Source organism: Lysinibacillus sp. FSL R5-0849, assembly GCF_038595075.1.
GTDB lineage: Bacteria > Bacillota > Bacilli > Bacillales_A > Planococcaceae > Lysinibacillus > Lysinibacillus fusiformis.
Genome location: NZ_CP152004.1, coordinates 2,543,257 through 2,569,001, shown reverse-complemented (window position 1 = coordinate 2,569,001; position 25,745 = coordinate 2,543,257). Strand labels below are relative to the sequence as shown.

Genomic DNA, 25,745 nt, shown 5'->3' with positions numbered 1-25,745 from the left:
ATGCTATTTTAATGGTGATATTTCCGCGGCGGAGCAAAGTGTATCAGTAAAGATGAATAAGGATAATCAAGGTGAATTTTTAATGTTCTCTGATGCAATAAAAGAAGATGGTACGCTGTTAGAGTTCAAAGGTATTCCGATTTCACGAGATGAGCAATACGTAGTGGAAACGACACAATTTGAAGATTATAATGGAAAGGCAAAAATATATTTAAACTATTATGTCAATCCTATTGGGAAAAATATTGAATTGAATATTCCTTTGCAATAAAGTAAAGATGTTCAAAAAGGCTCTTCTTTTTGGGCATCCTTTTTTCATTATTTCATCATCAATGAAAAACCTCCATAATTTCTATTAATGATCAAAGCTGCCTAGAACCATAAAGTCGACAATAACGCCGCTTACTGGATTTTCAGACCCCAATACACTAATGCCTAATACCGTCACACCACTAATATTTGTCACATTAGCAGAGACATATTTTGCAGCAATATTTTTCTCTCTCATTTGTACTCTAGGTCTTAAATTAATCGAAGCATTTGTAGAGTAAACGCTTGATACTGCGAAATCAATAGTTGATAACAAAGGATTGCCATTCGCTAATGCATTGTCTGTAACATACAAGGTAGCGATACCATTTGCGTCTGATGTAGCTTGTCCATAAATAATGCGCTTTTCTTTTTTTGGAATCAACTCACCAGCTTTAAACACATGTAATAATGTTGGTGCGAGTTTAATAATTTCAATGCTCATCGTCATTCTCCTTCGTTCAATATTTTAGTATCCATCGTAATCAAATGAATGATGCAATGTTATTCTATGAACTTTTTATTTGTTTATTACTTTATTAAAGTATAAGAAAAATTAATGTGATTTCTCCTTTAAGAAATTTAAGGGTCACTTGGGGATGTAGTGACCCTCGAACATAAAATAATGGGAATTACTAAGTTATTACGTTTGTGTAACTAATTCTACCGCTTCTATTACTAAAGGCGTACCGGCAGTGAGTGTACCCGTAACGTCGTTAAAGGTTAACTCTGTTGCAGAAACTGTATAGGAGCCACCTTCCTGTAATACCCCATTAATATAGAAATTATAGTAGCCATTATTGACTACTGGGAAAGCAGTAGCGGCATTTCCACTATCATTTAAAAAGGCAGTTGCAGCAATAGTCGTGCCATCTGTGACAGCTAAATTTGCTGCTAAAATATTAAAGAATTTAGTGGAAGTTCCTGTAACATTTACATGGATATTTATAATTGAAAGTGCCATTTTTTCACCTCCCTTCAAAAAAATAATCTTTAGTGAGAAAATCAGATTTACGAAGTTGTTATACAAGTCCAAAAGTAGATTGTTATCACACTAGAAAATGAAAGTTTTCAAGAAAATGCAACTTACTTTATTTCCTCTAATATTATATGAATTGAATATGGAGGATGGTTTGGCAATATGTCTATTAAAGAAAATTTGATATAGGATGAAGGGAGAGTGGCAGATGCTCGAACAACACTACATTAACGTATTGATGGCAAGACATTCTTAGTAAGGAAATAAATACAATTCATGTGGAAATTAATTATGAAATGGAATAGTATGAGGGAAAATACTTGCTTTATCACTTAAGCAAGTCATGGATAATGATGAAATCAGTCGCTTAGTGTTGCTAGCGAAGACTAAACTTGTCATTTCTTGCGCTTACCCGGGAAATTATTTTTTATTTCCAAGCGATATGCTTTTTGTAAGGGCAAGATCATGTAAAGAAAGAACAGCATGCTAAAAGGAAATAGACATATTCGTCTATTTCCTGTTCCATAGCTTTTAACCTTGCTTTATGTTTGGTTTTTGGAATCGAATGATACTGCTCATAGCGGCACATTCTACAAGAGCAATGCACTTTACCTTTGCTCAATGTACCCCGTACAGGCATGTATTCATTTTCCCGTAACATAATATTCTGTAAAATAGCCCATTTCTTTTGAATCATTCGCTCTCTTTGATGGCGAATATAGGCCCTTGATCGATTTTTCATTCATATCAGCTCCCTTGAGAAACCCAAGCTTGCAGAGAGGTCAAGGGATGTATCGGCACTCCTTACAAGCTTGGTATGTCGCTGATAGTCCACATAAATCTTTTCATCTTATCAGTCCTTTTTACGAAAAGCCGCAGCATCATCGCACGTTACTTCTCAAAATAGTTTATGGTGGAGCTCATTCAACACAACGTACTTTCAGTCCTTATTAATGTACCATTTTTGGTTATAAAAGAGTATTTTCTTTTCCAGATGAAGAATATAAGACAATCTTAGTCGCGAGACCAGAAAGTGAATTACAATAACCATGGTGATTTTGAAGAGTTAAAATGAGAGGATATGGCTCCCAAAGCGGAAAGATTAATTGCCGTTATTTTACATTTTTTAAGAGCTCAATAAATGTATAAAATATTTCCTAATTTGCTGCGGATAAAGACTTCTAAGTGTCTTGAAACTGCAATACATAATAATTAGAAAAAATTTCAAATTTTGATTCGTTCAGGTCGATATTTAATGAGATAATATTCCTTATAAGGGTGGTGTTTGGCAGTGGGAATGAATAGATAGTGTCACTTCGATTTCATTTTCACAACATTCACTCTTGTGTCAAGTCACTGTTACAGAAATAAAAATGGTTTCATTTAAAGGGGAGATAATGTATGGGCGAAAAAGAGAACTCTTTAGAAGAAAAAAGTAAGGAGGCTATAAAATTTTCAATTGTAATACCCGCGCATAATGAAGAACAGTACATTGGGAAATGCATAGAATCCATCTTAAAAGCTTCTAAACCATTTGAAAATCAAGTTGAAATCATTGTTATATTAAATCGATGTACGGATAAAACGGAGGAAATTGCAAGATCGTATAATTGTATCGTATTAAAGAATGACGACAAGAACCTTTCTAAGATAAGGAACACTGGTGTTGAAATAGCGAGAGGTGAAATCATCGTTACGATTGATGCAGATACACTGATGAATGATCATGTGTTGTCAAAGGCAGAGGAGTATTTAAGCTCAGGAAAGTATATTGGCGGCGGAGTTACAGGAAAGTTTGAAAGAATGTCCTTAGGAATTTTTGTTTCAGCTTTGTTACTAATTGGCCCATTATTCTTTAAATATGGAGCTATTTCTGTGGGGATCTTTTGGTGTTATAAAAAGGACTTTAAATTGATTAATGGTTTTAATGAAGAAATGCTTATGGCAGAAGATGCAGATTTCGCTAAACGATTAAAAGTGTTGGGCAAAAAGAGTGGGAAAAAATTTGGGACCATTCAAAATGGAATGATCACTTCAAGTAGGAAATTTGATAAAAATGGAGATTGGATATTACTTAAACGTCCATCAATCATCCTAGCCTATCTGAAAGGAACTGACCGAAAATATGCGGATGAAGCCTATTATGAAAATCAAGATAGATAAAGAATGGTCTTAAGCTAGATTTCAAGTATGAGAGATAAGAATAAAGAAACCATTGTGCCGTTAATCCTCATTCGATTAACGCTTTTTTTTACGTTTGTATTGATCGATAGTGATATACCTTCACTAATAGAGGGAAAAAATGAGGGGATGTAGAATTCAACAGTAAATGTAAAGCTTTATGAAAGGAGAATGTAAGTTGACTACACCTAATAATACGCCCATTAAAAACAGAATCGGTGCTGTGTTTATCCCAGTTCGTAACTTAGAGAAGGCAATAGAATGGTACAGAAAAATAGTGGGTTTGGAAGGGGGAGAAGAGCATTTTGGACATTTATTCGTGGCACCTATGGAAGGAACGGCAGGATTAATTTTAGATGCTATGCCAAAGTGGAGAAAAGAGGATGGTGATATTGCCACCTATCAAGTCCCATCCATTCAGCTTGTAACGGATGATCTCCAAGCTTCTTATCAATTTATGAAGGAGCATCATGTTGAACTTGTGACAGAAATACAGGATGATTTTTATTTTGTGTTCAAAGATCTAGATGGGAATGTATTAATGATTTGTAAAAACACTTAGCACTTTATATAGGCAGCTATTTTTCTGGATAAAACCAATCGTACTGAATAGTAAAGGGAGGAAGGTAGTACTATGAAAACAACTGAAAATTTTACAGATAAGGCTGAAATATATGCGCAATATCGTCCTAGTTACCCTAATGAATATATTGATTACTTGCTTTCAGCTAACCAACTTAAAGGAGAACAGATAGTGGCCGATATTGGTTCGGGTACGGGGATATTGAGCCGTCAGCTGCTGGAAAAAGGTATGAATGTTATAGGAGTAGAGCCAAATGACGACATGAGAAAGATGGCTGAGGAGTCATTAAGCATACATTCTCGTTTTAAATCAATAAAAGGAACTGCCGAAAACACTACTTTAAAAGGTAATAGCGTTGATTTAGTAACAGTTGCACAGGCATTTCATTGGTTTGATAAAAAAGCATTTAAAATTGAATGCCAACGAATAGTAAGGCAAAAGGCTAATGTTGCTCTTGTGTGGAATAGCAGAGATTTAACTAGTCCGATTATTCAAGAGAATGCAGAAATTTGCCAAAGGACATGTTCAAATTTCAAAGGATTTAGCGGTGGAATGGAAGAAACCCAAGACGTTTTTAATAGCTTTTTTAAGGATGGAAAGTATGAGTTTAAAAAGTATCAAAATGATTTAGTATTTGATTATAAAGGTTTCTTGGGAAGGAATTTATCAGCATCGTATGCTCCCAAAAAACATGAAAAAAAATATAAAGAATTCGTTTACTTACTGTCGGAGTTATTCGAAAAATACAGTAACAATGGAAAAATGGTTCTCCAAAATATAACGCGAAGCTATTTAGGTAATGTCTAAAAGAGTTGCTAAAATCAACCTAACCAGAAATGATTTTCATTTTTTTGATAGTCATAAAAACCCCAATATTCAACTTTATAAAGTGAATATTGGGGGTAATTCCACATGAATTACTTATTTTTTTCATTTTGAATACGACTGAAATCTACTTCCTCAGCGAACTCTTCTCGGTTTTCACGCTCTCTGTTAGCATTTTGATTTTGATTCTGTTGTTTTTTGTTGTCTTGTGTTTTATTATTCTTATGTTTATTATTACCCATGATCTTCTCACCTCCACCATTAGTGTGGGTGAAAGATGTTTTTTTATCCGCATAAAGTACAAATTGTGATGCTTCATAAGGTATGGATTGAGTAACATCCACTCGATTGTCAAAAATGAAAAAAGTAGCCATGGTATATTGAATTGAAGCAACATAAATTTAAAACAAAAAGACAGAGTTTAATCCACAAGCTCTGTAGATTAAATCTGCCTATTTGTTTTAATGACAACAATCTTAGAGAAAGCAGTATTACTCTAAAAAGAGCTTCTCCAGACAGTCATTGAACTTTTTTACACGGATGTAAGAGTAGTTCTACTGTGCGTTTTACCAGATAGAAACTCGATCCTCTGGAGCTATATACATGCCATCTCCAGGTTTAATTCCATAGGTATCATAGAATTCCTGGAAATTTACAATCGTGCGGTTTACTCGAACTTTATTGGCTGAATGTACATCGTTTTTGCTCAGCATTGCCGCAAATTCTTTTGTAGTAGTGGATTTCCACATTTCTGCATTACTTTCGAAATATGCTTTATAGTCTGGATTACTCATTTGGGATACAACTTGCAGTGAAGCTGCCATTCCACCTAAATCAGCGCCATTCTCGCTCAATGTAAGCTGACCATCATTGAAAACACCAGGGATAATCTCTATAGCATTATAAAACTCAATCAGTTTCTGGTTTTTCTCTTCGAACTTTTTAAAGTCCTCTTCTGTCCACCAGTTATTTGCATTGCCATTTTCGTCGTATGCAGATCCGTTGTTATCAAATGCATGGCTGATTTCATGGCCAATAATCATGCCAATGGCACCATAATTTTCTTCAGGTTTAGCATTTATATCATAGAAAGGCGCTTGAAGAATACCAGCAGGGAACGTAATTTCATTATTAAGAGCGTTGTAAAAAGCATTTACCGTATATACGCTCGTTACCCATTGCGTTCTATCTACCGGTTTATCTAGCTTGGCTTTCGTGTTATCAATATAAGCTTTCGTTACTGTGAAGGTATTAGAGAATAGCGAACCACCTTCGTCATATGTTTTGATCGCTACTTTGTCTAATGTCGTATCCCATTTGTCTGGATAACCAATTTTAACAATCATCGTATCCAGTTTTTTAATGGCTTTAGCTTTTGTTGTTTCTGACATCCAATCAAGAGATTTGATTCTTTCCTCATACGTAGCAATTAACTGATCTACCATTTGTTCAACATCTTTTTTAGCTTTTGGAGAAAAATGTTGTTCGGCATACATTTGCTCCAAATAGCCGCTCATTGTACTAGTTGTCTTAGCTACTGCGATTTCTTGATCTGTTTTTTCCCCTGTAACTCCGTATAATGTTGCCGCAAACTCATTAGCAGCATCTCCGAATTCATCTGACAACAGACCGCCAGTTGCCATAAGAAGTTGTACTTTAGAGTAGGCTTTAAGCACATTAAGATTAGTGTCAGTTAAGAGCTCTGCGCCTTTTTGTGCCAGCTTCACATCAAATACGATTACTTTATCTGCACTGTCAACTTTCATCGACTTCAAAACTTGTTTCATATCTACGGTTTTGAACATGTTATCGAATTGTTCGATTGAATATGGATTATAGTATTTAGTAACGTCGCCTTGTTCATGAGGATCAAGCGATACGGAAGCTAAGGCTTTTTCCATTTCGTAAATTTTCTCGGCGAATGCTATTGCAGCAGACTCTTCCTCACCTGACACGACTAAAAGCTTAGTCATATATTGAATATAGGCCTTTTTCGCATTAGCGTCTTCGCTTACAAAACTGTTCTTATCTAAACCAGTAGCTAATCCAGTGAAATACAGAGCATTTTTACTGCTGTTCTTCGCATCATTCATGATGGCAAAGCTAAATAGTGAGCTTAGACCCAATTCTTTCTCTAGGGTAAGATCTGCTTGCACAAGATCATCAAGGGTTTTAGCATCATCAATTGCCTTTACATATTTTTGAATAGGCTCAATCCCTTGTTTATTTCTATTGCTTGTATCCAATGCCGTCGAATAGAAGTCGGCAATTTTCTGTTCTTTCGTTCCTTCTGCAAATTGTTTGCCAGAAAGCTCAGTAATTATTTTTTCTATTTTATCTGTATTCTGTTTTTGAAGCTCAGGAAAACCACCGCCCATGATTTCTCCTACTGGAATTGTCGATCTATTTAACCATTTTTTATTGATTGCTTCATAAAAATCGTCATGTAAGTGGGAGCCTTTAAGTGTCCATATTCTGGCGATCAGATTTTGGAACTCATCAATTGTAATAGGGTCATTTGCGCCTAACTTGCCGTCAGGGTTGCCCGTCAGTACGCCTGCTTTTGTCAGATTATCGATATCTTTTTTAGCCCAAGTAGGTACATCAGTGTACTTAACTCCAAATGTGCCACTGCGAAGATCATTGCCAACAGGCTCTGGCAATTCGCCGAACGCTCTGCTCAACATAACTAAGGCTTCAACTTTCTTGGCTGGCTCATTTTCTCGTAAATCCTTGTTTTTTGAGCCTTGTATAATCGCCTCTTTATTTAGTCCTGATTGATATGCATCTGCTGCTACCAACAAGGTTTTAACAATCTCTCCTCTTGTCGCTGGTGGGGACTTTTCATCGGCATACACCGCTACACTTACTGATAGGACCATTATAATGGCCATGAGTAAGGATAAAAACTTCTTTTTCATCTTCGTGCTCCTTCATAGTGAATTTGTATAAATAAAGGTAATTGGGTAGATTTTAGAATTTCTACCATTTTTACATTGTAGTTGATTTTTTTTAGTTTGAAAATATGTTAGGAGCTATTTCGCTTCAAGAGAGCATTATCTAGCTAATTTTGCGCAAATAGAGCGGAGAAATAAATTGTTAAGGTTTTATTTTATACGAATAGTAATAAATCTATGCTCAGTTGAAGGTTTCATGTACTGCTAAATGATAGGATAGTATAACTGTGTTTGTTTTACCAAAGAAGTATGACGGAGAAATTTGCTTGAAAAAAACCATTTGACGTTTCGTACTATTTTTCGTATTATATGGAGGAAAAGAATGCCCGGACTTAAACGGGAGAGGTTCATAGCTGATACCCTCTATAAAAAACTATGGAAACATGACACTATGCCATGTCCATATTGGACGTGGCTTTTTTATGTTTAGACGTATGTTTGAATAGACGAATGGGTGAAGCCTCTCTTGAAAAGTGTTGGGAAACATTTAACAAGGAGGTTTTTTTATGTCTGGTCGAAGCCATGAAGAAGGACTGCAGGATTTAACATTATTAGGTAATCAAGGGACGAAATATTCATTTGAGTATGCCCCTGAGGTATTGGAGGCAGTGGATAATCTTCATTCCAATCGGGATTATTTCGTCAAGTTTAATTGTCCTGAGTTCACTAGTTTATGCCCGCTTACCAATCAGCCTGATTTTGCAACGATGTACATTTCGTACATTCCGGACAAAAAAATTGTTGAAAGTAAATCACTAAAGTTGTACTTATTCAGCTTTAGAAATCACGGTGATTTCCATGAGGATTGCGTTAATATCATTATGAATGACTTAATTGCATTACTAGACCCACGATATATCGAGGTTTGGGGGAAATTTACTCCACGTGGGGGGATTTCAATTGATCCGTGGTGTAACTATGGGATGCCAGGAACTAAATACGAGGAAATCGCAAGTTATCGTTTAATGAACCACGATCTTAATCCGGAAAAAATTGATAATCGATAAATGAGGAATTGGTAAGTTCAATTAAAAAGAGGTTTTTAGCTACCCTCTTAAAAAAACTAAGGGGAAGGCAGCACTTTTTCTTAGAGTGCTGTTTTTTCAATCAAAGGGAGTTTTTATGGATGAAGCAGGAAAAAGCAATTGTTGTATTTAGTGGAGGTCAAGACAGTACAACTTGTTTGTTCTGGGCAAAAGAACGTTTTGCAGAGATTGAGGCAGTCACTTTTGATTATGGTCAAAGGCATCGTCTAGAAATTGATTGTGCGAAGCTGATAGCAGAGGAGCTCGGTATCAAGCACCACATTCTTGATATGTCTCTCCTAAATCAGCTCGCTCCGAATGCATTAACACGGCAAGACATTAAGGTGGAAGACGGTAAAAATGGGGAGCTTCCATCGACGTTTGTACCTGGACGGAATCTTCTTTTTCTTTCATTCGCGGGCGTTTTAGCGAGCCAGGTAGGAGCTAAGCATATCATAACTGGTGTATGCGAAACAGATTTTAGCGGATATCCGGATTGCCGAGACGTTTTTATTAAGTCTTTGAATGTAACGTTAAATTTATCGATGGATGATTCCTTTGTGATTGATACGCCGCTGATGTGGCTAGATAAGGCACAGACATGGGAGCTTGCTGATCAGTTTGGGGCACTTGAATTTGTTCGGGAGAGAACATTGACTTGCTATAACGGTGTAATAGCAGATGGTTGTGGGGAATGCCCAGCCTGTAAACTGCGAAAAAAAGGGCTTGATGATTATTTAAGCAATAGGAAGGAGTTTTAGGCATGTTAGATTTTAAAATTGTCGATAAGCTCCAAAAAATGGGTGAAGATATTCAAAGCAATCAATTGAACTATCATGCTAAGCGTGTGCTTGTAAGTAAAGAATTTACCTTCGATGCTGCTCATCATTTACATCAATATGAGGGGAAATGTAAAAATTTACACGGTCATACGTATCGTGTCGTATTGGGACTGAGCGGATATACAGATGAACGTGGCTTGATGATTGATTTTGGCGATATCAAAAAAATATGGAAACAAAAAATCGACATTCATTTGGATCATCGTTATTTAAACGAAACGCTTCCACCTATGAATACGACAGCAGAAAATATCGTTGTTTGGATATACGAAAAATTGGTAGAGGCCTTGCATGAAGAACAAAGAGAAAACGGTGCGTGCGTAGAGTTTATCAGGCTTTATGAAACTCCGACAAGTTATGCAGAAGCAAGACGGGAGTGGATGGAGGTTGAGTAAGGTACCTGTTATCGAGATTTTTGGACCTACAATTCAAGGTGAGGGAATGGTAGTTGGCCAAAAGACCATGTTTGTAAGAACGGCGGGCTGTGATTATTCCTGTTCTTGGTGTGATTCTGCATTTACTTGGGACGGGAGCGGAAAACATCTTATCGTTCAAATGACAGCGGGAGAGATTTGGTCTGAGTTGAAGCGCCTTGGAGGGCATGGCTTTTCATTTGTTACGATTTCAGGTGGCAATCCAGCCCTTTATCCCAATTTAGAAGCGCTTATTGCCATTTTAAAAGAAAACGGTATAAAGATCGGAGTGGAAACACAGGGCAGTAGGTGGCAAAACTGGATGTATGACATTGATGAATTGACAATTTCACCAAAGCCACCTAGTTCAGGAATGACCATTGACCATTCGGTGCTCGCTGATATTTTAGACAAACTTAAAAGGGGAAATAGGAATCACAATATTTCACTCAAAATAGTCGTTTTTAATCAAGAGGATTATGATTTTGCCAAACAAATTCATCATCGATTTCCAAGGATTCCTTTTTATCTGCAAGTTGGAAATGATGATCTCACAACGATTGACAATTCACGATTAATAAACGATTTATTAGAAAAATATCATGCATTGATTGGTAGAGTGATGAAAGATGATGAATTAAAAGATGTCAAAGTATTGCCACAGCTACATGCCCTTGTATGGGGAAATAAAAGAGGTGTATAGTGTGCCATTACAAAATGTCTATACATTTATTGGAGGAGTAGTAGGTTGAGAATTTTATTTTACTTATTATCGATTGTCATCGCTAATGTAGTAACGGCGGCATTTGCGCCATTGCAGTTTGGGATGTTTATTGTTCCCATGGGGACGCTTTTAATTGGGGCGACCTTTATTTTTCGCGACCTTGTGCAAAATAAATATGGACGAGCAAAGACGTATATATTTATTATAGCAGCTTTAATTTTATCAGCAGTCGTGTCATTCATACTGGGGGATACACTTTTAATTGTGGTAGCATCGGCTGTCTCATTTGTTGTCGCTGAAACAGCTGATACTGAAATCTATACTCGACTGAAATTACCAATGGCTTGGCGAGTGTTATACAGTGGAATCGTTGGAGGGTTTCTAGATTCCGCAATTTTCGTTGTCATTGGTTTGAGTCCACTTGGAGCCAATATATTACCTTGGGAAGCAGTACCAGCCGCTATTTTAGGACAAATTATTGTGAAGACGATTATACAAATGTTCGGTGCCTTAATTCTCGGTCAAGTGGGAGCAATAAAAGAAAAACGTCTTATTTCAGGCTAATTCTTTGTAGTAGAGGGCTACTCGCTTCTTATGGGAAAAGTGAGTAGCCTTATTGAGTAATAGTTATATGACATTGATTTTTCCATTTTTATGCCAAATCCAGCTCGAGTATGCTAAGCTTTTCTTTATAGATAGAAAAGATAGGGGGATTTTTGGTTTTGAATAAATATAATAGTGGAGATATTATTTTTAGTTTATTTTCAATTTTAGGACTGTTGTTTTACATAATTCCGATTGTTTTTATCATTTGGTTTGCTATTAGTACGACTAAGCAACTTAAAAGACAAACAAAATTATTAGAAGAAATTAAAGAAAGTATAAAAAAATAACAAGATACTATCAAGGGACTTGAAGTCGAAATCACTGCAAGTCCTTTAGTTATGCTTGTCAACATGTAGTAAAGGGTATTGTCCTAAAAACTATAACAAAAAACAGGTACTCTAAGGAGACCTGTATTTTTTAAGAATGGTAATCGCTATGAACTAGGGGATGGAATAAAGGGTTTAGTCACATTAGTGTTCATAGCGATTTCCCCCTTACAAAACACATCATTTACTTATTTTGTAAATTATATACCATGTAACTGTAAAAAGAGAAAAGATTATTATGGCTGTACATAGAGAATCGCTCTCCGTTTTTATTTAGTACTAACATGGTAACTATGCATACCGCACTTAAAGGTAGTTTGTTGAAAAATTGTAGAGGTTGACATGATATTCTATGGATGAACACGCATATTAACAAAAAACTAGGTACTCCAAAAAGAGAGCACCTAGTTTTAATTATGAAAAAAGGAAGGGTCACTTGGGATGGAGTAACCCTAGTAACAATTCGGAGGTGTAAGGCTAATTTAGCTTTACACTATTAATTATATGTTAGGTTCGCTATCGTTAAATAGTTAATTGCCTGAAAGATCATAAAAAGAAACTCCTGAATAGTTTCAGTTATAAATTGAAAATATACGGATAGAAATGGTAACATGGAAATAACTTTAGGTAGAGGGGGAGAAGGCTTATGAAAAAAAGATCTATACGTTTTTTAAGCATGGGCATTGGATTCTCCACAGCTGTTTTTTTCTAGAATAGTTGATTAAGGGATAAGTCTGTCCTTTTTTAGAAAAAAACAAAAAACCTAAAGGAGATTCAACATGAAATCAAAACTAGTGCGTAAAAATCCAATGCAGGCACCTAAACCTGTCGGGAAATATAGTCATGTCACAATTATTCCAAAAGATGCGACAATGTATGCTTTTTCAGGTCAAATTGGTTTGGGCCAAGATGATCAATTACCACAGACATTATGGGAACAAATTATAAATACCTTTCAACATATTGAAACAATTTTAGCTTCAGAGGGAATGGATGCCACTCACATTGTAAAGGTCAATATTTGGGCTACGGAGGAAATAGATTGGGATCATTTCTACGAGCAATGGGAATGTATGTTTGGAGAATCCTATCCATCCATGACCATAGCCTACGTATCGGCACTAGGTTTACCAGAAATTAAAATAGAGCTTGAAATTTGGGCGGCTAAATAATTTGATGCTTCGTTAATATCGTTGATCACCTTAAACGTTTATTTTTACGAGGATGATTGGAACGAAGGGCGGTCCCGTTTGCGGAAAGTGTCCACCAGTAGTGACATTCACTTGCTTAACTTTATCATTGTACAATTTAAAGACGACAATATCAGTTGAATATTGTCGTCTTTTTTCGTCCATTGCCACCACTATCGGAACATTTTTTTTAATTGCTTCATTTCATAATTTAAATCGTCAATTTGTTTTTGCAGTTTATCAATATCATTATTTTTACTTTCGTTTTCCTTTAACTCATCTTCCAAAGCAAGACCTGCTGCAATGGTCGCTAGTGCATCACCTAGTGTTGTGATGGCTCCCGCAATAACAGCCAGCTTAGCTGCTTGACTCACTGATTCAGTTCCTTCACTACTCCGATAGCCTTTGTTAGTTTTCATAAAATCCTCCCTGCAAAAAAGGGTATTACTTACATAGTATGCATGCTGTAAGAGACAGGTGCAGAGCAACAAAGGTGAATAGCAGCCAAAAAAGGTCACTTATTGAAAAATAAGTGACCAAATAAAATGGGGATGTGTATCTTGCTGAAGATATGAGCAAAGATGGAAAGCGAGTAGGGTACATTACCAATATATGACGTTTCACTTTAGGTTGATAGGTATATATCCTTGGCTAAGAATCTTTTCTTTTTCTTAGGGGAGGGACTGTCCAATAGGTCCCCATTCGCCACAGCCACTCCATTGGTCCGAAGCGGAAATAGTGTAGCCAGAGCTTACTACAAATCAATTGGAAAACATAAATACCTAGACAAATCCATAGTGACTCGATGAATCGAAGTTGCCCGATTAGTTGGAATGTATGACCAATGATTAAAATGAGTGCTGTCTGCCCTAAATAATTCGTTAAAGCCATGCGTCCATAAGCCTTTAATGGTGATAATAGTTGTTGGAATAGTGCACTTTGTAGACATAGGATAATGGCTCCCATGTAAAACGCTGAAACAAACGGACTAAACTGTAATCCAATTAACGCAAATTGCTCCATATTCGTAATATGCTCTTCTAGCTGAATTTTGGATAATTGATCGATATTCACATTGGCTGTAGGGACATACTGCCATTGATACAACCAGCTACCTATGCTAACAAGGAACATGACAATTGTCGCTAGCAGAATTTTCTTTCGATGTAGTGGGATATTTTCAAATAGGCGATATTGGCCAGCAGCTAAACCTAGTAAAATTAGTGGGAAGGGCATGACGATTTTCATTCCAAAATAAGCTGTAAGGGCTAATAGGATGAGCCCAATTAACAAATTAATTTCTTTCCGCACTTTATAAAAAGGTAAAGCTAAAAAGCCAAAGATGGCATAGACAGTTAAAGCTTCTCCTGGTTGAAAAAAGAAATGAATAATACCCATTAGTAATAAGATCAGAAGTCTGCGACTAAATAAAACATAGGCTCTATCGTTTCTAGCCATTGCACGGGAAAGAAAAAGATAAAATCCGATCCCGAATAAAAATGAAAATATAATGAAAAATTTACCTTCTATAAAAAGTGTAAGAAATTGACTATAGGCAATATCACTAGCTAATTGGGGTGGTGCAATCCACATCAATGCAGGGATATTTACTAAAATAATACCAATTAAGGCAAATCCTCTTAAGTAATCTAATGTATCAATACGTTTGTTGTTGTCGGTTGGTTGCAACGTTATCTCCTCCTTACAACCAAGTATAAAGACATTTCCTAAAAATTAGTAACGATGAAGGTTACGTGAATCTTACAAAATCGTCATATAGGAATTAGCTGTCCAGAGGGTATGTCGCTAATATGGTTTGCGCATGTTTCCGCAAAAGCTGAATTAATTCAGGCGGCTCTTGGACAATCGCATCCGGACCTAGGCGATAAAAAAAGGAGCTAATAAAGTGAATCTCTCCTTGATCAATCATCATATCGATATAGCCAGTTCCATTGCTATTAGTAACCAATACCTTCTCAAAGTTTGGCTCACTTCTGCACTGTCTTACACCTTCTCTAGTTAATTCAACATGTAAGCGTATAGGCTGCTGAGGTTCATGGGGACTCTCTAGCCATTGTTGTAAATGAACAGTTGTCTCATAGCCTTTATCGCTTACATGCATTGAATGAATGCGATCGACTCGAAATAGAAGGGTTTTTTCTGTTTGTAAATGAATGGCAGGCATATACCATAAGCCGTCATGCGCATACACCCCAATGGGATGGACATGCTTAGTTGTGATGCCTGATTTTGATTCATATTGAATGTCTAATTGTGAATGGTTAATAATCGCTTCTAATACATCTGATAATAGTGGTGTAGATATAGCGCGTTTAGGGTTCCAAAAGGCTATATAGGATTGCAAACTACCTACCTTTTTTTGAGCCTCCTTCTGCAAGGATTCGTATAGTTTTTGTGACACGGACTTCATTTCCGTATTAAAAGGTAAATCACGATAATAGTGCAACGATTGGAACGCAAAGAAAATAGCGACCGCTTCTTCCTCTGTAAATAAAATAGGGGGAAGGATTGTACTTGAAAGCACTGTATATCCACCATTTCTTCCTTGCTCCGCATAAATTGGTAGCCCCATATCACTTAAATCTAACAGATAGCGATGTACAGTTCGTACCGAAATGTTGAAGGCATCGGCAATTTCCTGGGCTGTAAATTGCTTTTTAGCGCTGACAAATAACAAAATATCAATTAATCGTTTAGCCTTGGACATATTTTTTCACCTTTTTAATTAAACATGTCAATAGTTGTCATGTTTTATGTTTAGTATAGACGTTGTACAAAAGATTTTCAAAAGAAGAGGAGCTGACATAATGTCACGAGAAATAGTGGTATTTATCGGAATAAGTTTAGATGGGTTTATAGCGAAAGAAAATGATGACTTACAGTGGCTGGAAGAAACAGAGGGAGAAGGGGATAATGGCTATACGGATATGTATCAAACAATTGATACCGTTATAATGGGAAAACGAACATATGATTATATCATGGAACATAATGATACATTCCCATACCCTGATAAGAAATGTTATGTGTTCAGCAAATCTCAAACGGGAAAAGTTGAGCATGTGGAGTTTGTTCAAGGGGATTTGGTGGCATTTACTAAGAATTTAAAACAACAACCAGGCACAAAAATTTGGATGGTCGGTGGTGCTGATATATTGGATGCTTTTTTACAGGAGCAGTTGGTTGATGAATGGATCATCACCATTACCCCACATTTATTAGGGGCAGGTATTCCATTATTTAAACAGCCCCGACCTTTTGAAGATTTAAAACTGCTTGAGATAAAGCGATACGGTCAAATGGTTCAAATGCATTACAAGGTGAAGAAAGAAGCGTAAGATACTATGGATTAAAAGGAAAGGATAGATGATGAAAATCTATCCTTTTTTTCATGGGATCATTTATATAAATGTAAGACATCTTATATAGTCATTCACCTTTCGTTAAACCGACAAGACAAAGGAGCGGTAAATATCACCCATAATTCCTTGCATTTGATGGACACCTGAATCCGTGTTAGACATTACAACAAAGCCTTTTTCTAAATAGGGGTAAGCAACTAGCATGCACTGATAGCCAACACCCCAGCCTAAAGTGGAAATTTCAACTTGTTCACCTTGGCCATCAAGAAATACGCCAAGCCCTACAGATTCATTACAACCTTGTGCATGCATGAGTTCATGCATGGTAGGAGCTGTCAGACCTAGTTTTCCTTTTCCTTTAAATGTTTGCATCATATCGATTAACAACTTAGCCAAATCCGAGGGTGTCGTCCAAATGCCACATGCTGCATCATAAGGATACAACGGGTGGCTTGGTATCGTTCTAGTACCATCCTTATGATGCCCACTTGCTGTATGAGCTATTGGGAGTGAAGATGAAAAAAAGCTGTGATGCATAGCTAATGGTTGAAAAATTAGGTCGTCCATGAGAGAAGAAAAGGGCGTGTTTGTGACTTCCTCAATTAGCAATTGAATGATGCAATAGCCTGCATCAGAATAATGAAATTTTTGATTGGGTTCAAGTGTGCTTACGATTGGACTCTGACAATAAGGCGTTGCACCTTGTAATAAATCCTTCATTGATGGCCATTGAGCCAAAGAATGTAGGGGAGAAAAGCTATCTGCTGGATCAACAATACCAGATTGATGACTTAATAAGCTTCGTACTGTCACTTTTTTTGCCCGCGTATACTCACTCTCTGGCAACTTCCAAGAGAGAAGATTACGATTAATATCCTCATCTAAGTCGATTTTTCCTTGCTCTGCTAGCTTTAGCACTAAAATGCTTGTCAATAATTTACTAATCGAACAGGCATTAAAAATGGTTTCCTCATTTACATAATCCATTGACCCAATTTCTAACACTCCAAGGCACTCAGTTCTTTGAATCTCTCCATGTTTAATAAAAGCAAGACTAAGCCCTGTAATTTGTTTCTGCACCATACGGTCATAAATTGTCAGCATATAATATAGACTCCTAGTTTTTCTTGTATGATAACATGAGGAAGGAATGTATGTTCTTATCTATAGTGAACGTACATGAACAATCATAGAGGGACTTTGTGCATGATATTCATGTTTCTGCCATGTACCATATAGGTGTATCAATTCAAAGCCATTTTGCTGTAATAGTCTCATCATTTCCAGTGGGTATGTATAGCGCAGTAAAATGGAATCCTCGTAGGTTTTTCCACCTTGTTGATGGACGGCATGGCACGTTAAAATTTGCGTGACAGGGTTATATTCCTCACGATGGAAGGTGATTCGTTGTTTACCATTGCTAGTGACCGTTTGTTCCTCATATTCATCAATGACTGAAAGCTCATTTAAAATAGCATTTCTTGTATCGAAGAGAAACTCGCCACCTGGCTGTAAATGCTTTTTAACAGATTGCAATAAGGCGTTTTGACTGTCATTCGTTAAAAAATGTTGAAATGAATTGCCTGTCATATACATAAATTTTGTGGTGATAGGCAGTTGTAGCTGTGTACAATCTTGTACGATAAATTGTACTTCTACATTTTGTTTTTGTGCTTTTTCGATAGCATGCTGAATCATTCCTTCATGAAGGTCAATCCCAAAGACAGGAATTCCATGAGTAGCTAATGGAATAGCAATCCGGCCAGTGCCACAGGCTAATTCAATAATGGGGTCTTTTTTCGTACCAAGATAGCGTTGAATATAGTGATGGTCGTCTTGATAGTTGGCATAGAGAGCGTCATAATCGGATGGATTATTATAAGTCTGTAAATTATTTTCGAAATTGTATGGCTTCATCTTGTCCTCCTATTTTCTATTATTTAAATCATTGTATAATAAAGGTAAAATTTCTACAAAGATACACGAGAGGTGATGCTACAATGGCAATGGAATTTCCGCAAAAAATACATATTATTGGCTCTGTTGGTAGTGGGAAAACAACATTAGCACGATCATTATCCAAAACTCTTCAGCTTCCTTTTCATGAATTAGACAATGTCGTTTGGATTCGCAAACCATCGGGGGATATGAGAAGGACGGAGCAAGAAAGGCAGGAATATCTACAAAGTATTATCCAAACGGATGGGTGGATTATTGAAGGAATTCATCAAGAGGAATGGGTGACACAAAGCTTCCAGCAAGCGGATTGTATCATCTTTTTGGATACGCCTTATAAAATTCGTACTGCTCGAATTATTAAGAGATTTTTTAAACAAAAAATAGGGATTGAAAAAGCCCATTATGAGCCAACCTTTTCGATTTTTTTTAAAATGTTTCGATGGAATAAACGTTTTGAGAAGGTGGGGAAGCCTAAATTTTTTAGCAATCAGGAAGACATAGTAGGTAAACTAGTAGTCGTTCGGCATAAAAAGGATGTAGAAAATTATTTTCGTCAGTTCCAACCAATAAAAAGCGTATCCCGCTGAATGGATACGCTTCTTGTTTAGGCATTTTTCTTTGTGCGTGTTGTACGCTTTCTTGTCGTAGGCTTTTTCGTTTTATCTAAGGATGCCTGTAGCGCTGTCATTAAATCTGTGACATTGTCAGGAACTGGTCGTTGCTGATCGCTCGTGGCTACCATATTGGTTGCTCTCTTCTCTTCGATTAATTCCAGCAATGCATTCCGGTAGTCATCAGTATATTTCTCTGGGTTAAATGTGGTTGTTAATTGGTCGACAAGCATTAGAGCTGTCTCTAATTCCTTTGGTACAACGTCTTGCTCGCTTGGAATATTCGGGACATCACCAACACTTCTTACTTCATCAGGATAATGAATGGTCTCCATCACGAGGGCATTTTGATACACTCGCACGACCGCAAGCTGTTCTTTTGAACGAATAATGATTTTAGCAATGCCAATTTTACCTGATTGCTCTAACGTTTTGCGCAATAACGAATAGGCTTTAGCACCAGTAGAATCAGGGGATAGGAAATAGGTGCGTTCAAAATATATCGGATCGATTTCCGTTAATTGTACAAAATCGATAATTTCTACGGCTTTCTCTTCATTTTCTTTTCGTAGGTTCTCTAAATCATCTTGATCCAGTACGACAAATTTATTTTTTGTATATTCATATGCTTTTACAATATCCTCATCTTTTACTTCTTGATTGCAGCCTTCGCAAACCTTTTTATAGCTAATTGGTGTATGGCATTCCTTATGGAGCTGTCGCAGTTTAATATCTTTGTTTTCCGTAGCGGCATGAAGCTTTACTGGGATATTGACAAGTCCAAAGGAAATGCTTCCTTTCCATACTGTATGCATATAATTGTCACCTCGTTTTTCTTACTATGATATATTTTGCAGTTTTTTATGTATCGTAAATCGAAATCGTCAAACACTGTAGATAAAAAGCAAGGTAGGTATTGTGTCATGAAACCAATGCTTTTAACAGAAACAAATGACATTCCATTAGGGGATGAGTGGCTTTATGAAACGAAATATGATGGCTTTCGATGCCTCTTACTATGGGATGAACAACCGATGCTTATTAGTAGAAATGGACGCAATTTAAATCATTCTTTTCCTGAAATTATAGAGTATTGTCACCAAATATATGCCTCTGTAAAAGCATTTTTACCACTCACCTTTGATGGGGAGCTAGTGTATTTAAACAATTCATATAAAAGTGAATTTTCAGTTGTTCAACAAAGAGGGAGAATGCAAAATCAAGATGTCATTGCCAAACATGCACAAGCTTTTCCGATGCGGCTTCTAGTGTTTGATGTGTTAACGTTGAAAGGGGAATCATTCAGCAATCGTTATTTAAAAACTCGTAAAGAGCAATTGACGAGGCTAGCGGCAAAGGTAAAGCTTCCAAATGTAGATTATGAAGACAGAAGTGCCATACAAATTGTGCAGGCTAGTGAGGAAAGTAAGATTTTATGGCAGGCGATCAAGGTCTACAATGGGGAAGGAATGGTTGCAAAGAAGAGAACAAGTAAATGGCTAGATAACACACGTTCAAGCCATTGGTTGAAAATTAAAAACTGGCGTTATGTGACGGTCATTGTGACGCAATATGATCATAGTAATGGTTATTTTCAAGGCTCGATTTATGATGAAGGACATTTACGAGAGGTCGTTACATTTAAACATGGCATGAAGGAGGAAGAGCATCAAACACTCGTTGCTTTTTTCCAAGCTCAAGGGCAACGTAAGAAAGAATTATGGACGCTAGCGCCCTCTATTTGTGTGGATATTGCCTGCATAGATTTTGATGGTAGTAAGCTCCGCGAGCCAAAATTTCATGCCTTTCGATTGGAATTATCACCATATAGTTGTCAATGGCAGCATATGCAGCGTCAACTGTTTCCTATTCCTGAAACAGTTCCCATTACACATCCCGACAAACCTGTATGGCCAGAAATAGGTGTGACAAAGGATCATTATTTATCGTATCTACAAAGTGTTTCGCCATACTTGTTGCCATTTCTTCAAGATCGACCATTAACAGTAATACGCTATCCACATGGTGTACCAGGGGAAAGCTTTTATCAAAAGAGTAGACCAGATAAACTACCTAACTTTGTTGCCACTGCGATGATGGATGAGATTGATTATATTGTCTGTAATAATCTTGAAACATTGTTATGGCTCGGCAATCAATTGGCATTAGAATTGCACATTCCATTTCAAACGCGACAAACCATGTATCCGACAGAGATTGTCTTTGATTTAGATCCCCCTTCAACGGACCATTTTTCTTTGGCGATTGCAGGTGCTCTAGATTTAAAAGAAATTATTGATTACTTTCAGCTACAATCATTTGTCAAAACTTCGGGCGGGAAAGGCTTACAGCTCTATATCCCGTTACCTGCAAACAAATTTACCTATGAGGAAGTTCGTGTCTTTACTGAATTTGTTTGTCGTTTTTTATGCCAGCAAAAGCCACATCTATATACGATTGAGCGCTTGAAAAAGAATCGTCATAATAAATTATATTTAGACTATGTGCAGCATGCTGAAGGCAAGACAATTATTGCCCCATACTCCACTCGTGGAAATGAATTAGGCTTAGTCGCAACGCCACTCCATTGGGAAGAGGTTAATGACGACTTAAAACCTTATTACTTTTCGATTCCTGCTGTTATGGAGCGGATGAAGAAAATCAGTAATCCCTTTAAATACTTTCGAGAAGTAGGAGAACAACAGGATTTTCAAGTGGTTTTAGAGCGTTTAAAAGAATAAATTCTCTATATTGAAAGCGACTTTTCATCCATATAAAAAAGGAGATGCCTGAGACATCTCCTTTTACGATTAAAGTGGTACCTGTGCTTTCACTTTTTCTAAATAATCCAATATTCCCATCGATGACACAATGGTATCGAAAGGGATGGTTTGATAGACAGGGTGATTTGGCGGTATATCATTTGCTTGTAAATAGCTAAATAAAAGCTCTTTTAAGCGAGCATCCAAATAGTGAACTTGTTCCTGGAACTGGCTGGATGCTGCTTGTGCTTTACGGCCTTCTTCTAAGAAAAGAGGTGTCCAATAGCGTACTTGACGGTATGCCTCTGGTGGATTTTTATAAGCCCCATAATGACCAAAATATAATTCACTCGCCTGTAGCTTTTCGTACAATTGAATGGAGTTCTCCATCGTTTCAGGATTGTACTGGTTTGGGGAAGTGGAAGGTATGATTAAATCTATTGCTTCACCGTCCATTTCTGGGTAACGTACACCCGTTGTATCCCCCACAAAAAGGCCGTTAGTAGCGGAATAAAGCATAGAAACATGATGCTTGGCATGACCTTCTGTATGATAAAACGTTAAATGATGTTGTCCTAAAGGGAGTTGTTGTTCATGGCTTACTTCAATAATTCGTGCTGCATCAATGGGCACAATCGGATCAAAAAGACGGTCAAATTCGGTCCCATAAACGCCTTTCGCGCTGGAAATAAGCCTGCTCGGATCAATCATATGTGCCGATCCTCTTGGGTGAACGACTAATTTTGCATGAGGACAGTTTTGTAAAAATAATCCTGCACCACCAGCATGGTCCAAATGAATATGTGTCACAATGACATAATGAATATCCTCTAAAGCAATATTTAATTCCTTCAATCCTTCCATAATGTATGGAACGGATGGACTAGCAGACGTTTCGATTAAGGTTATTTTTTCATCAATTAATAGATAGGAGCTTGTTCGCTGTTCCCTATTTAAATCATGTGTATCAATACAATAAAAATTTGCGGCGATTTGTTGGACTCTACTCAAATGAATTTCCCCCTTTAATTTCGAAAAATGTGAAACATATGCTCTAAAAGTAAAATTTTAGCTACAAAAAGTAGTAGTTATACTATATAATAATAGAAAATTAAACTGAATGTCCATTCATTTTTAGGGGGAGCGTTATGAAGAACAAAATTCGTTATGATACAAGGAAGGTGCACCGAGTTAATTTGGCAATAATATCGATTTTAGCCATTCTAATTTGTGGACCTATGATCCTATCAAAAGGAATACTATTTTTATTTGTCGGACTAGCTGTCATCGCTTTAGCGGTGTGTAATTATTTCTTGCCGATTAAAACTTATGTGAAGGGATTTATCTTTGGTCTTATTCCATCAAGCGTAGTGTTTACATTATTTTTACTAGATAGTTTTTCATTGAATAAACATTATATTTTGCTGTGCACAATTGCTATTATTGCCCTTTATTTTAAGAAGGAATTAATCGTGTTTTTTGGAATACTGACTAATATTAGTTTTATCATTTTATATTTGGTCAACTCATCATCTTTGTTAGGTCCGTTTGACGACATCATTGTTTTCGTCACACTTCTAGCGATTATGAACGGCGTCATTATTGCTTTTTATTTATTAGCTAAATGGGGCAATGAGCTAATTAAACATGCAGAAATTCAGCAAAATGAAGTCCAAGCTTCCTTCAATCAATTACAAAATACATTTCGGGAAATAGAGAAAAGTAGCCAGGCATTGGACGAGCATGTGACACAATTCCAACAAACAATGCAAAGTATTTCAAGCTCTAGTAAACAAATATTGGTAGCGACTGAGGATATTTCTGCAAGTATTCAGCAAGAGGCTTCTAGCTTGCATATGATTCATGGCACTATGAGTGATTCTGTTCATTTTGTAAATGAAACTTTGACGATTTCAAAGGACACAGTGGTGAAATCTACTGAACTTCAACAAGAGGTTTTAGCAGGATGGGCTAAAATGCAAGACGCAATGGCTCAAATGGGCGTGATGAGTCATGCGATGAGTTCAACCGCAGAAACTGTCAACGAGCTTCAAAATAGTTTACAAACAGTGGATAGCTTGTTGCAGGGTATCACACATATTGCACAGCAGACAAATTTATTGGCACTAAATGCAGCGATTGAAGCAGCTAGGGCTGGGGAGCATGGGAAGGGGTTTGCTATTGTAGCGGAAGAAGTGCGAAAGCTAGCAGAGGAAAGTGCAGCCATTACAGTCAGTATTACGAATGTGACGAAAACCTTATTTGAGAAATCGACGGAGGCTCATCAACGTTCTGATGATGGTGAAAAAGCATTGCAGCACGGGGAACAGCTTTTACAGGATGTCAGTCATTTCTTTAATATTTTAAAGGATTCATTTACGCAAACGAATACAGATTTGACGAGAGGCATGCACGAATTAAGCAGTGCCATCTCACAGTTTGAGGCAATTCAAATGCAAATTGAAAGGCTGAATAAAATGACAGAGCAAAATGCCTCATCAACAGGTGATATATTGCTTTCTGTGGAGGACGAAAATCAGCTCTTAGTGAAGATGTCGGATACGACAAATCGCATTCAGACTTTAAGTCATACATTAAAATCATTGGTTATGGCAAAGATTTGAGGCAAATATTGAAATTGAAATAATTGGTAGGGTAAAATAACAGTATGATTAAACATCTTAGATCGAGGGTATAGTGTTGTTATTCATCTGAGATATCCGAATGACAAATTAAACTCATATGCATTGGTAGCGTGTTCTCTATAATGCTGACCAATTTAAAGGTGAAGTTGAAAGGGAGGAAGGATACCATGAATATTCGTAGTTTACAGAGTGCAGATTATTATACGTTATCGCCAGTGATTAATGAGTGGTGGGGCGGAAGGAATATGTCAGATAAACTGCCTAAATTATTTTTCGATCACTTTACGAACACAAGCCTCATTATGGAAAAGGATGGCGAGATTATTGGTTTTCTTGTCGGCTTTTTATCGCAATCCAACACAAATGAAGCGTTCATTCATTTTGTAGGGGTTCACCCTGATTACAGAAAACAGAATATTGCAAAAAGGTTGTATGATGTATTTTTCCATGTGGTGAAACAGTATCATCGTAATATCGTTAAGTGTGTGACATCACCTATAAACGAAGTGTCCATTGCCTTTCACACAAATATGGGGTTCAGAATGGAGAAAGGTGACAAGGTGATGGATAATATGTCAATCCATAGTGGTTATGGCGGCGAAAATCAAGACCGTGTGTTATTTTATAAAATTCTACAGTAATTTACGGTACTGAACTTGCATATAGTCCCGAATAAGGGGGCTATAAATGTTTATCAAAAAACTATTTACCTTATGGTTTCTTCTTGCCATCATCGTTTGTGGTGGCTTTTTCTTTTTTGCAAATATACCTATTCAATATGCGGAGAAATCAAATGTTTCTCTATCGCAACCTACTAACGATGAACTAATAGATTATATGCAGCACTACCAATTTCTAATGAGTGATATTGCTATGGCCCTGCAAAAAGAATCTTATATCTTTTATGTAGATTATGGTGTACTGCCGAATAGAAAAATAGAGCTCCTTGTGTCAACACCTGAAAAGATAGATCAGTTGTCCAAACAAAAAATAGAGGAAATGATGCTTGAATGTATTCAAAAAAATGATTTAAATCCAATATCGTTTCAAATGACAATTAAAAATCTTTATGATCCTGTGACCATGAACTCGACCAGACTTAGCTATAATGATGTTATGGCTCATTTATTTGAAGCGATGACTGCACAACAAGTTGGTTCCTTTAGCATCGATTACACGATTTCATCAGAAATTGTCCACATCATCATCAATTTAACAGAAGAGAAAGATGATGTGATACAAAAGAAAGCTCGACAAGTAGCCGAAGATATCATCAAGCTTCATCAGCTTGATGTACAGCAATTCCATATAGAAATACAAAATAAAATGTTTGCGTACGATAAATGAATAAAGAAATGCCAGATTTCGAGCGCTCATTTTTAAATGCTGAGCAGACCATTATGGTTTTGCTCTTTTTTTGTAGAA

Annotated in this window: 30 protein-coding genes and 1 riboswitch; of the genes, 17 read left to right on the top strand and 13 right to left on the bottom strand. The window is 36.8% G+C overall.

Annotated elements, in window-relative coordinates; translation table 11 throughout:
• The first annotated feature begins 52 nt into the window (after positions 1-52).
• A complete protein-coding gene (locus MKY80_RS12525) occupies positions 53-271 on the top strand; it encodes a hypothetical protein (protein ID WP_008177421.1) in 219 nt (72 codons plus the stop codon).
• Positions 272-355: 84 nt separating this feature from the next.
• On the opposite strand, the gene MKY80_RS12520 is transcribed toward MKY80_RS12525, so the two are convergent.
• The 3 genes from MKY80_RS12520 to MKY80_RS12510 all read right to left on the bottom strand — a co-directional run bounded on the left by MKY80_RS12520 (position 356) and on the right by MKY80_RS12510 (position 2,030).
• A complete protein-coding gene (locus tag MKY80_RS12520) occupies positions 356-754 on the bottom strand; it encodes a hypothetical protein (RefSeq protein ID WP_043990302.1) in 399 nt (132 codons plus the stop codon).
• A 198-nt stretch (positions 755-952) separates the two neighbouring features.
• On the bottom strand, positions 953-1,273 hold the full coding sequence (locus MKY80_RS12515; protein WP_043990304.1) for a DUF4183 domain-containing protein: 321 nt from the start codon (positions 1,271-1,273) through the stop codon (positions 953-955).
• 478 nt (positions 1,274-1,751) lie between these two features.
• Complete coding sequence (locus MKY80_RS12510; RefSeq protein WP_089986989.1) at positions 1,752-2,030, bottom strand: hypothetical protein; 279 nt, start codon at positions 2,028-2,030, stop codon at positions 1,752-1,754.
• A gap of 659 nt (positions 2,031-2,689) precedes the next feature.
• Here MKY80_RS12510 and MKY80_RS12505 point away from each other — a divergent pair.
• The 3 genes from MKY80_RS12505 to MKY80_RS12495 all read left to right on the top strand — a co-directional run bounded on the left by MKY80_RS12505 (position 2,690) and on the right by MKY80_RS12495 (position 4,859).
• On the top strand, positions 2,690-3,451 hold the full coding sequence (locus MKY80_RS12505; RefSeq protein ID WP_342529517.1) for a glycosyltransferase: 762 nt from the start codon (positions 2,690-2,692) through the stop codon (positions 3,449-3,451).
• A 196-nt stretch (positions 3,452-3,647) separates the two neighbouring features.
• Positions 3,648-4,031, top strand: a complete 384-nt coding sequence (locus tag MKY80_RS12500) for a VOC family protein (RefSeq protein WP_043990306.1) — start codon at positions 3,648-3,650, stop codon at positions 4,029-4,031.
• Between the two features lie 72 nt (positions 4,032-4,103).
• A complete protein-coding gene (locus MKY80_RS12495; protein ID WP_089986991.1) occupies positions 4,104-4,859 on the top strand; it encodes a class I SAM-dependent methyltransferase in 756 nt (251 codons plus the stop codon).
• 110 nt (positions 4,860-4,969) lie between these two features.
• Here MKY80_RS12495 and MKY80_RS12490 read toward each other — a convergent pair whose 3' ends face one another.
• Positions 4,970-5,221, bottom strand: a complete 252-nt coding sequence (locus MKY80_RS12490; RefSeq protein WP_139150622.1) for a hypothetical protein — start codon at positions 5,219-5,221, stop codon at positions 4,970-4,972.
• Between the two features lie 222 nt (positions 5,222-5,443).
• A complete protein-coding gene (locus tag MKY80_RS12485; protein ID WP_342529510.1) occupies positions 5,444-7,798 on the bottom strand; it encodes a M13-type metalloendopeptidase in 2,355 nt (784 codons plus the stop codon).
• Between the two features lie 372 nt (positions 7,799-8,170).
• Positions 8,171-8,217, top strand: a riboswitch (PreQ1 riboswitch).
• A gap of 123 nt (positions 8,218-8,340) precedes the next feature.
• Between MKY80_RS12485 and queF the strand changes: the two genes are divergently transcribed.
• The 7 genes from queF (at position 8,341) to MKY80_RS12450 (ending at position 12,942) form a co-directional block, all read left to right on the top strand.
• Positions 8,341-8,841 (top strand): preQ(1) synthase, encoded by a 501-nt coding sequence (queF, locus tag MKY80_RS12480; RefSeq protein ID WP_008177444.1) that lies wholly within the window; start codon positions 8,341-8,343, stop codon positions 8,839-8,841.
• Positions 8,842-8,960: 119 nt separating this feature from the next.
• On the top strand, positions 8,961-9,620 hold the full coding sequence (gene queC, locus MKY80_RS12475; protein WP_107922640.1) for a 7-cyano-7-deazaguanine synthase QueC: 660 nt from the start codon (positions 8,961-8,963) through the stop codon (positions 9,618-9,620).
• 2 nt (positions 9,621-9,622) lie between these two features.
• Positions 9,623-10,096, top strand: coding sequence for a 6-carboxytetrahydropterin synthase QueD (queD, locus tag MKY80_RS12470; protein WP_089986994.1), 474 nt, complete (start codon positions 9,623-9,625; stop codon positions 10,094-10,096).
• A complete protein-coding gene (queE, locus tag MKY80_RS12465) occupies positions 10,089-10,817 on the top strand; it encodes a 7-carboxy-7-deazaguanine synthase QueE (protein WP_089986995.1) in 729 nt (242 codons plus the stop codon). The genes queD and queE overlap by 8 nt, the downstream gene beginning before the upstream one ends.
• Positions 10,818-10,862: 45 nt before the next feature.
• A complete protein-coding gene (locus MKY80_RS12460; RefSeq protein WP_239354726.1) occupies positions 10,863-11,402 on the top strand; it encodes a VUT family protein in 540 nt (179 codons plus the stop codon).
• A 158-nt stretch (positions 11,403-11,560) separates the two neighbouring features.
• The gene (locus MKY80_RS12455; RefSeq protein WP_164908718.1) at positions 11,561-11,731 is read left to right on the top strand and encodes a hypothetical protein; all 171 of its coding nucleotides are present in this window, start codon (positions 11,561-11,563) and stop codon (positions 11,729-11,731) included.
• Positions 11,732-12,549: 818 nt separating this feature from the next.
• A complete protein-coding gene (locus MKY80_RS12450) occupies positions 12,550-12,942 on the top strand; it encodes a RidA family protein (protein WP_008177454.1) in 393 nt (130 codons plus the stop codon).
• 30 nt (positions 12,943-12,972) lie between these two features.
• Here MKY80_RS12450 and MKY80_RS12445 read toward each other — a convergent pair whose 3' ends face one another.
• The 4 genes from MKY80_RS12445 to MKY80_RS12430 all read right to left on the bottom strand — a co-directional run bounded on the left by MKY80_RS12445 (position 12,973) and on the right by MKY80_RS12430 (position 15,688).
• On the bottom strand, positions 12,973-13,125 hold the full coding sequence (locus MKY80_RS12445; RefSeq protein WP_164908717.1) for a hypothetical protein: 153 nt from the start codon (positions 13,123-13,125) through the stop codon (positions 12,973-12,975).
• A gap of 8 nt (positions 13,126-13,133) precedes the next feature.
• Positions 13,134-13,379 carry a hypothetical protein gene (locus MKY80_RS12440; RefSeq protein WP_089986997.1) on the bottom strand — a complete coding sequence of 82 codons (246 nt, stop codon included), beginning with the start codon at positions 13,377-13,379 and terminating at the stop codon, positions 13,134-13,136.
• A gap of 232 nt (positions 13,380-13,611) precedes the next feature.
• Positions 13,612-14,649: a DUF418 domain-containing protein gene (locus tag MKY80_RS12435; protein WP_342529502.1), complete on the bottom strand. Its 1,038-nt coding sequence runs from the start codon at positions 14,647-14,649 to the stop codon at positions 13,612-13,614.
• A 94-nt stretch (positions 14,650-14,743) separates the two neighbouring features.
• Positions 14,744-15,688 (bottom strand): YafY family protein, encoded by a 945-nt coding sequence (locus MKY80_RS12430; protein ID WP_342529500.1) that lies wholly within the window; start codon positions 15,686-15,688, stop codon positions 14,744-14,746.
• 100 nt (positions 15,689-15,788) lie between these two features.
• Between MKY80_RS12430 and MKY80_RS12425 the strand changes: the two genes are divergently transcribed.
• Positions 15,789-16,319, top strand: coding sequence for a dihydrofolate reductase family protein (locus tag MKY80_RS12425; RefSeq protein WP_008177464.1), 531 nt, complete (start codon positions 15,789-15,791; stop codon positions 16,317-16,319).
• A 105-nt stretch (positions 16,320-16,424) separates the two neighbouring features.
• Here the strand turns inward: MKY80_RS12425 and MKY80_RS12420 are convergent, their stop codons facing one another.
• Positions 16,425-17,447 carry a serine hydrolase domain-containing protein gene (locus MKY80_RS12420; RefSeq protein ID WP_170844178.1) on the bottom strand — a complete coding sequence of 341 codons (1,023 nt, stop codon included), beginning with the start codon at positions 17,445-17,447 and terminating at the stop codon, positions 16,425-16,427.
• 60 nt (positions 17,448-17,507) lie between these two features.
• On the bottom strand, positions 17,508-18,260 hold the full coding sequence (locus tag MKY80_RS12415; RefSeq protein WP_342529496.1) for a class I SAM-dependent methyltransferase: 753 nt from the start codon (positions 18,258-18,260) through the stop codon (positions 17,508-17,510).
• Between the two features lie 83 nt (positions 18,261-18,343).
• On the opposite strand from MKY80_RS12415, the gene MKY80_RS12410 reads away from it, so the two are divergent.
• On the top strand, positions 18,344-18,889 hold the full coding sequence (locus MKY80_RS12410; protein WP_090002730.1) for an AAA family ATPase: 546 nt from the start codon (positions 18,344-18,346) through the stop codon (positions 18,887-18,889).
• Between the two features lie 17 nt (positions 18,890-18,906).
• Here MKY80_RS12410 and MKY80_RS12405 read toward each other — a convergent pair whose 3' ends face one another.
• Positions 18,907-19,728, bottom strand: a complete 822-nt coding sequence (locus tag MKY80_RS12405) for a Ku protein (RefSeq protein WP_089987002.1) — start codon at positions 19,726-19,728, stop codon at positions 18,907-18,909.
• A 108-nt stretch (positions 19,729-19,836) separates the two neighbouring features.
• Here MKY80_RS12405 and MKY80_RS12400 point away from each other — a divergent pair, with 108 nt between their 5' ends.
• Positions 19,837-21,654 (top strand): DNA ligase D, encoded by a 1,818-nt coding sequence (locus MKY80_RS12400; protein WP_342529492.1) that lies wholly within the window; start codon positions 19,837-19,839, stop codon positions 21,652-21,654.
• A 69-nt stretch (positions 21,655-21,723) separates the two neighbouring features.
• Here the strand turns inward: MKY80_RS12400 and MKY80_RS12395 are convergent, their stop codons facing one another.
• Positions 21,724-22,686 (bottom strand): MBL fold metallo-hydrolase, encoded by a 963-nt coding sequence (locus MKY80_RS12395; RefSeq protein WP_342529490.1) that lies wholly within the window; start codon positions 22,684-22,686, stop codon positions 21,724-21,726.
• 137 nt (positions 22,687-22,823) lie between these two features.
• Between MKY80_RS12395 and MKY80_RS12390 the strand changes: the two genes are divergently transcribed.
• From MKY80_RS12390 to MKY80_RS12380, 3 genes are all read left to right on the top strand, one after another.
• The gene (locus MKY80_RS12390; protein ID WP_090002727.1) at positions 22,824-24,299 is read left to right on the top strand and encodes a methyl-accepting chemotaxis protein; all 1,476 of its coding nucleotides are present in this window, start codon (positions 22,824-22,826) and stop codon (positions 24,297-24,299) included.
• A 188-nt stretch (positions 24,300-24,487) separates the two neighbouring features.
• Positions 24,488-24,961, top strand: coding sequence for a GNAT family N-acetyltransferase (locus MKY80_RS12385; RefSeq protein WP_090002726.1), 474 nt, complete (start codon positions 24,488-24,490; stop codon positions 24,959-24,961).
• 46 nt (positions 24,962-25,007) lie between these two features.
• Positions 25,008-25,667, top strand: coding sequence for a hypothetical protein (locus tag MKY80_RS12380; protein WP_089987007.1), 660 nt, complete (start codon positions 25,008-25,010; stop codon positions 25,665-25,667).
• Positions 25,668-25,745: the final 78 nt, after the last annotated feature.

What these genes read in the sequence shown, in the direction of transcription:
- MKY80_RS12400 (WP_342529492.1), top strand. Translation starts at nt 19,837, where the DNA reads ATGAAACCAATGCTTTTAACAGAAACAAATGACATTCCATTAGGGGAT.
- queF (WP_008177444.1), top strand. Translation starts at nt 8,341, where the DNA reads ATGTCTGGTCGAAGCCATGAAGAAGGACTGCAGGATTTAACATTATTA.
- queC (WP_107922640.1), top strand. Translation starts at nt 8,961, where the DNA reads ATGAAGCAGGAAAAAGCAATTGTTGTATTTAGTGGAGGTCAAGACAGT.
- MKY80_RS12425 (WP_008177464.1), top strand. Translation starts at nt 15,789, where the DNA reads ATGTCACGAGAAATAGTGGTATTTATCGGAATAAGTTTAGATGGGTTT.
- MKY80_RS12525 (WP_008177421.1), top strand. Translation starts at nt 53, where the DNA reads ATGAATAAGGATAATCAAGGTGAATTTTTAATGTTCTCTGATGCAATA.
- MKY80_RS12515 (WP_043990304.1), bottom strand. Translation starts at nt 1,273, where the DNA reads ATGGCACTTTCAATTATAAATATCCATGTAAATGTTACAGGAACTTCC.
- MKY80_RS12445 (WP_164908717.1), bottom strand. Translation starts at nt 13,125, where the DNA reads ATGGACGAAAAAAGACGACAATATTCAACTGATATTGTCGTCTTTAAA.
- MKY80_RS12410 (WP_090002730.1), top strand. Translation starts at nt 18,344, where the DNA reads ATGGCAATGGAATTTCCGCAAAAAATACATATTATTGGCTCTGTTGGT.
- MKY80_RS12390 (WP_090002727.1), top strand. Translation starts at nt 22,824, where the DNA reads ATGAAGAACAAAATTCGTTATGATACAAGGAAGGTGCACCGAGTTAAT.
- MKY80_RS12485 (WP_342529510.1), bottom strand. Translation starts at nt 7,798, where the DNA reads ATGAAAAAGAAGTTTTTATCCTTACTCATGGCCATTATAATGGTCCTA.
- MKY80_RS12520 (WP_043990302.1), bottom strand. Translation starts at nt 754, where the DNA reads ATGAGCATTGAAATTATTAAACTCGCACCAACATTATTACATGTGTTT.
- MKY80_RS12405 (WP_089987002.1), bottom strand. Translation starts at nt 19,728, where the DNA reads ATGCATACAGTATGGAAAGGAAGCATTTCCTTTGGACTTGTCAATATC.
- MKY80_RS12440 (WP_089986997.1), bottom strand. Translation starts at nt 13,379, where the DNA reads ATGAAAACTAACAAAGGCTATCGGAGTAGTGAAGGAACTGAATCAGTG.
- MKY80_RS12430 (WP_342529500.1), bottom strand. Translation starts at nt 15,688, where the DNA reads ATGTCCAAGGCTAAACGATTAATTGATATTTTGTTATTTGTCAGCGCT.
- MKY80_RS12450 (WP_008177454.1), top strand. Translation starts at nt 12,550, where the DNA reads ATGAAATCAAAACTAGTGCGTAAAAATCCAATGCAGGCACCTAAACCT.
- MKY80_RS12415 (WP_342529496.1), bottom strand. Translation starts at nt 18,260, where the DNA reads ATGAAGCCATACAATTTCGAAAATAATTTACAGACTTATAATAATCCA.
- MKY80_RS12510 (WP_089986989.1), bottom strand. Translation starts at nt 2,030, where the DNA reads ATGAAAAATCGATCAAGGGCCTATATTCGCCATCAAAGAGAGCGAATG.
- MKY80_RS12505 (WP_342529517.1), top strand. Translation starts at nt 2,690, where the DNA reads ATGGGCGAAAAAGAGAACTCTTTAGAAGAAAAAAGTAAGGAGGCTATA.
- MKY80_RS12380 (WP_089987007.1), top strand. Translation starts at nt 25,008, where the DNA reads ATGTTTATCAAAAAACTATTTACCTTATGGTTTCTTCTTGCCATCATC.
- queD (WP_089986994.1), top strand. Translation starts at nt 9,623, where the DNA reads ATGTTAGATTTTAAAATTGTCGATAAGCTCCAAAAAATGGGTGAAGAT.
- MKY80_RS12385 (WP_090002726.1), top strand. Translation starts at nt 24,488, where the DNA reads ATGAATATTCGTAGTTTACAGAGTGCAGATTATTATACGTTATCGCCA.
- MKY80_RS12495 (WP_089986991.1), top strand. Translation starts at nt 4,104, where the DNA reads ATGAAAACAACTGAAAATTTTACAGATAAGGCTGAAATATATGCGCAA.
- MKY80_RS12420 (WP_170844178.1), bottom strand. Translation starts at nt 17,447, where the DNA reads ATGCTGACAATTTATGACCGTATGGTGCAGAAACAAATTACAGGGCTT.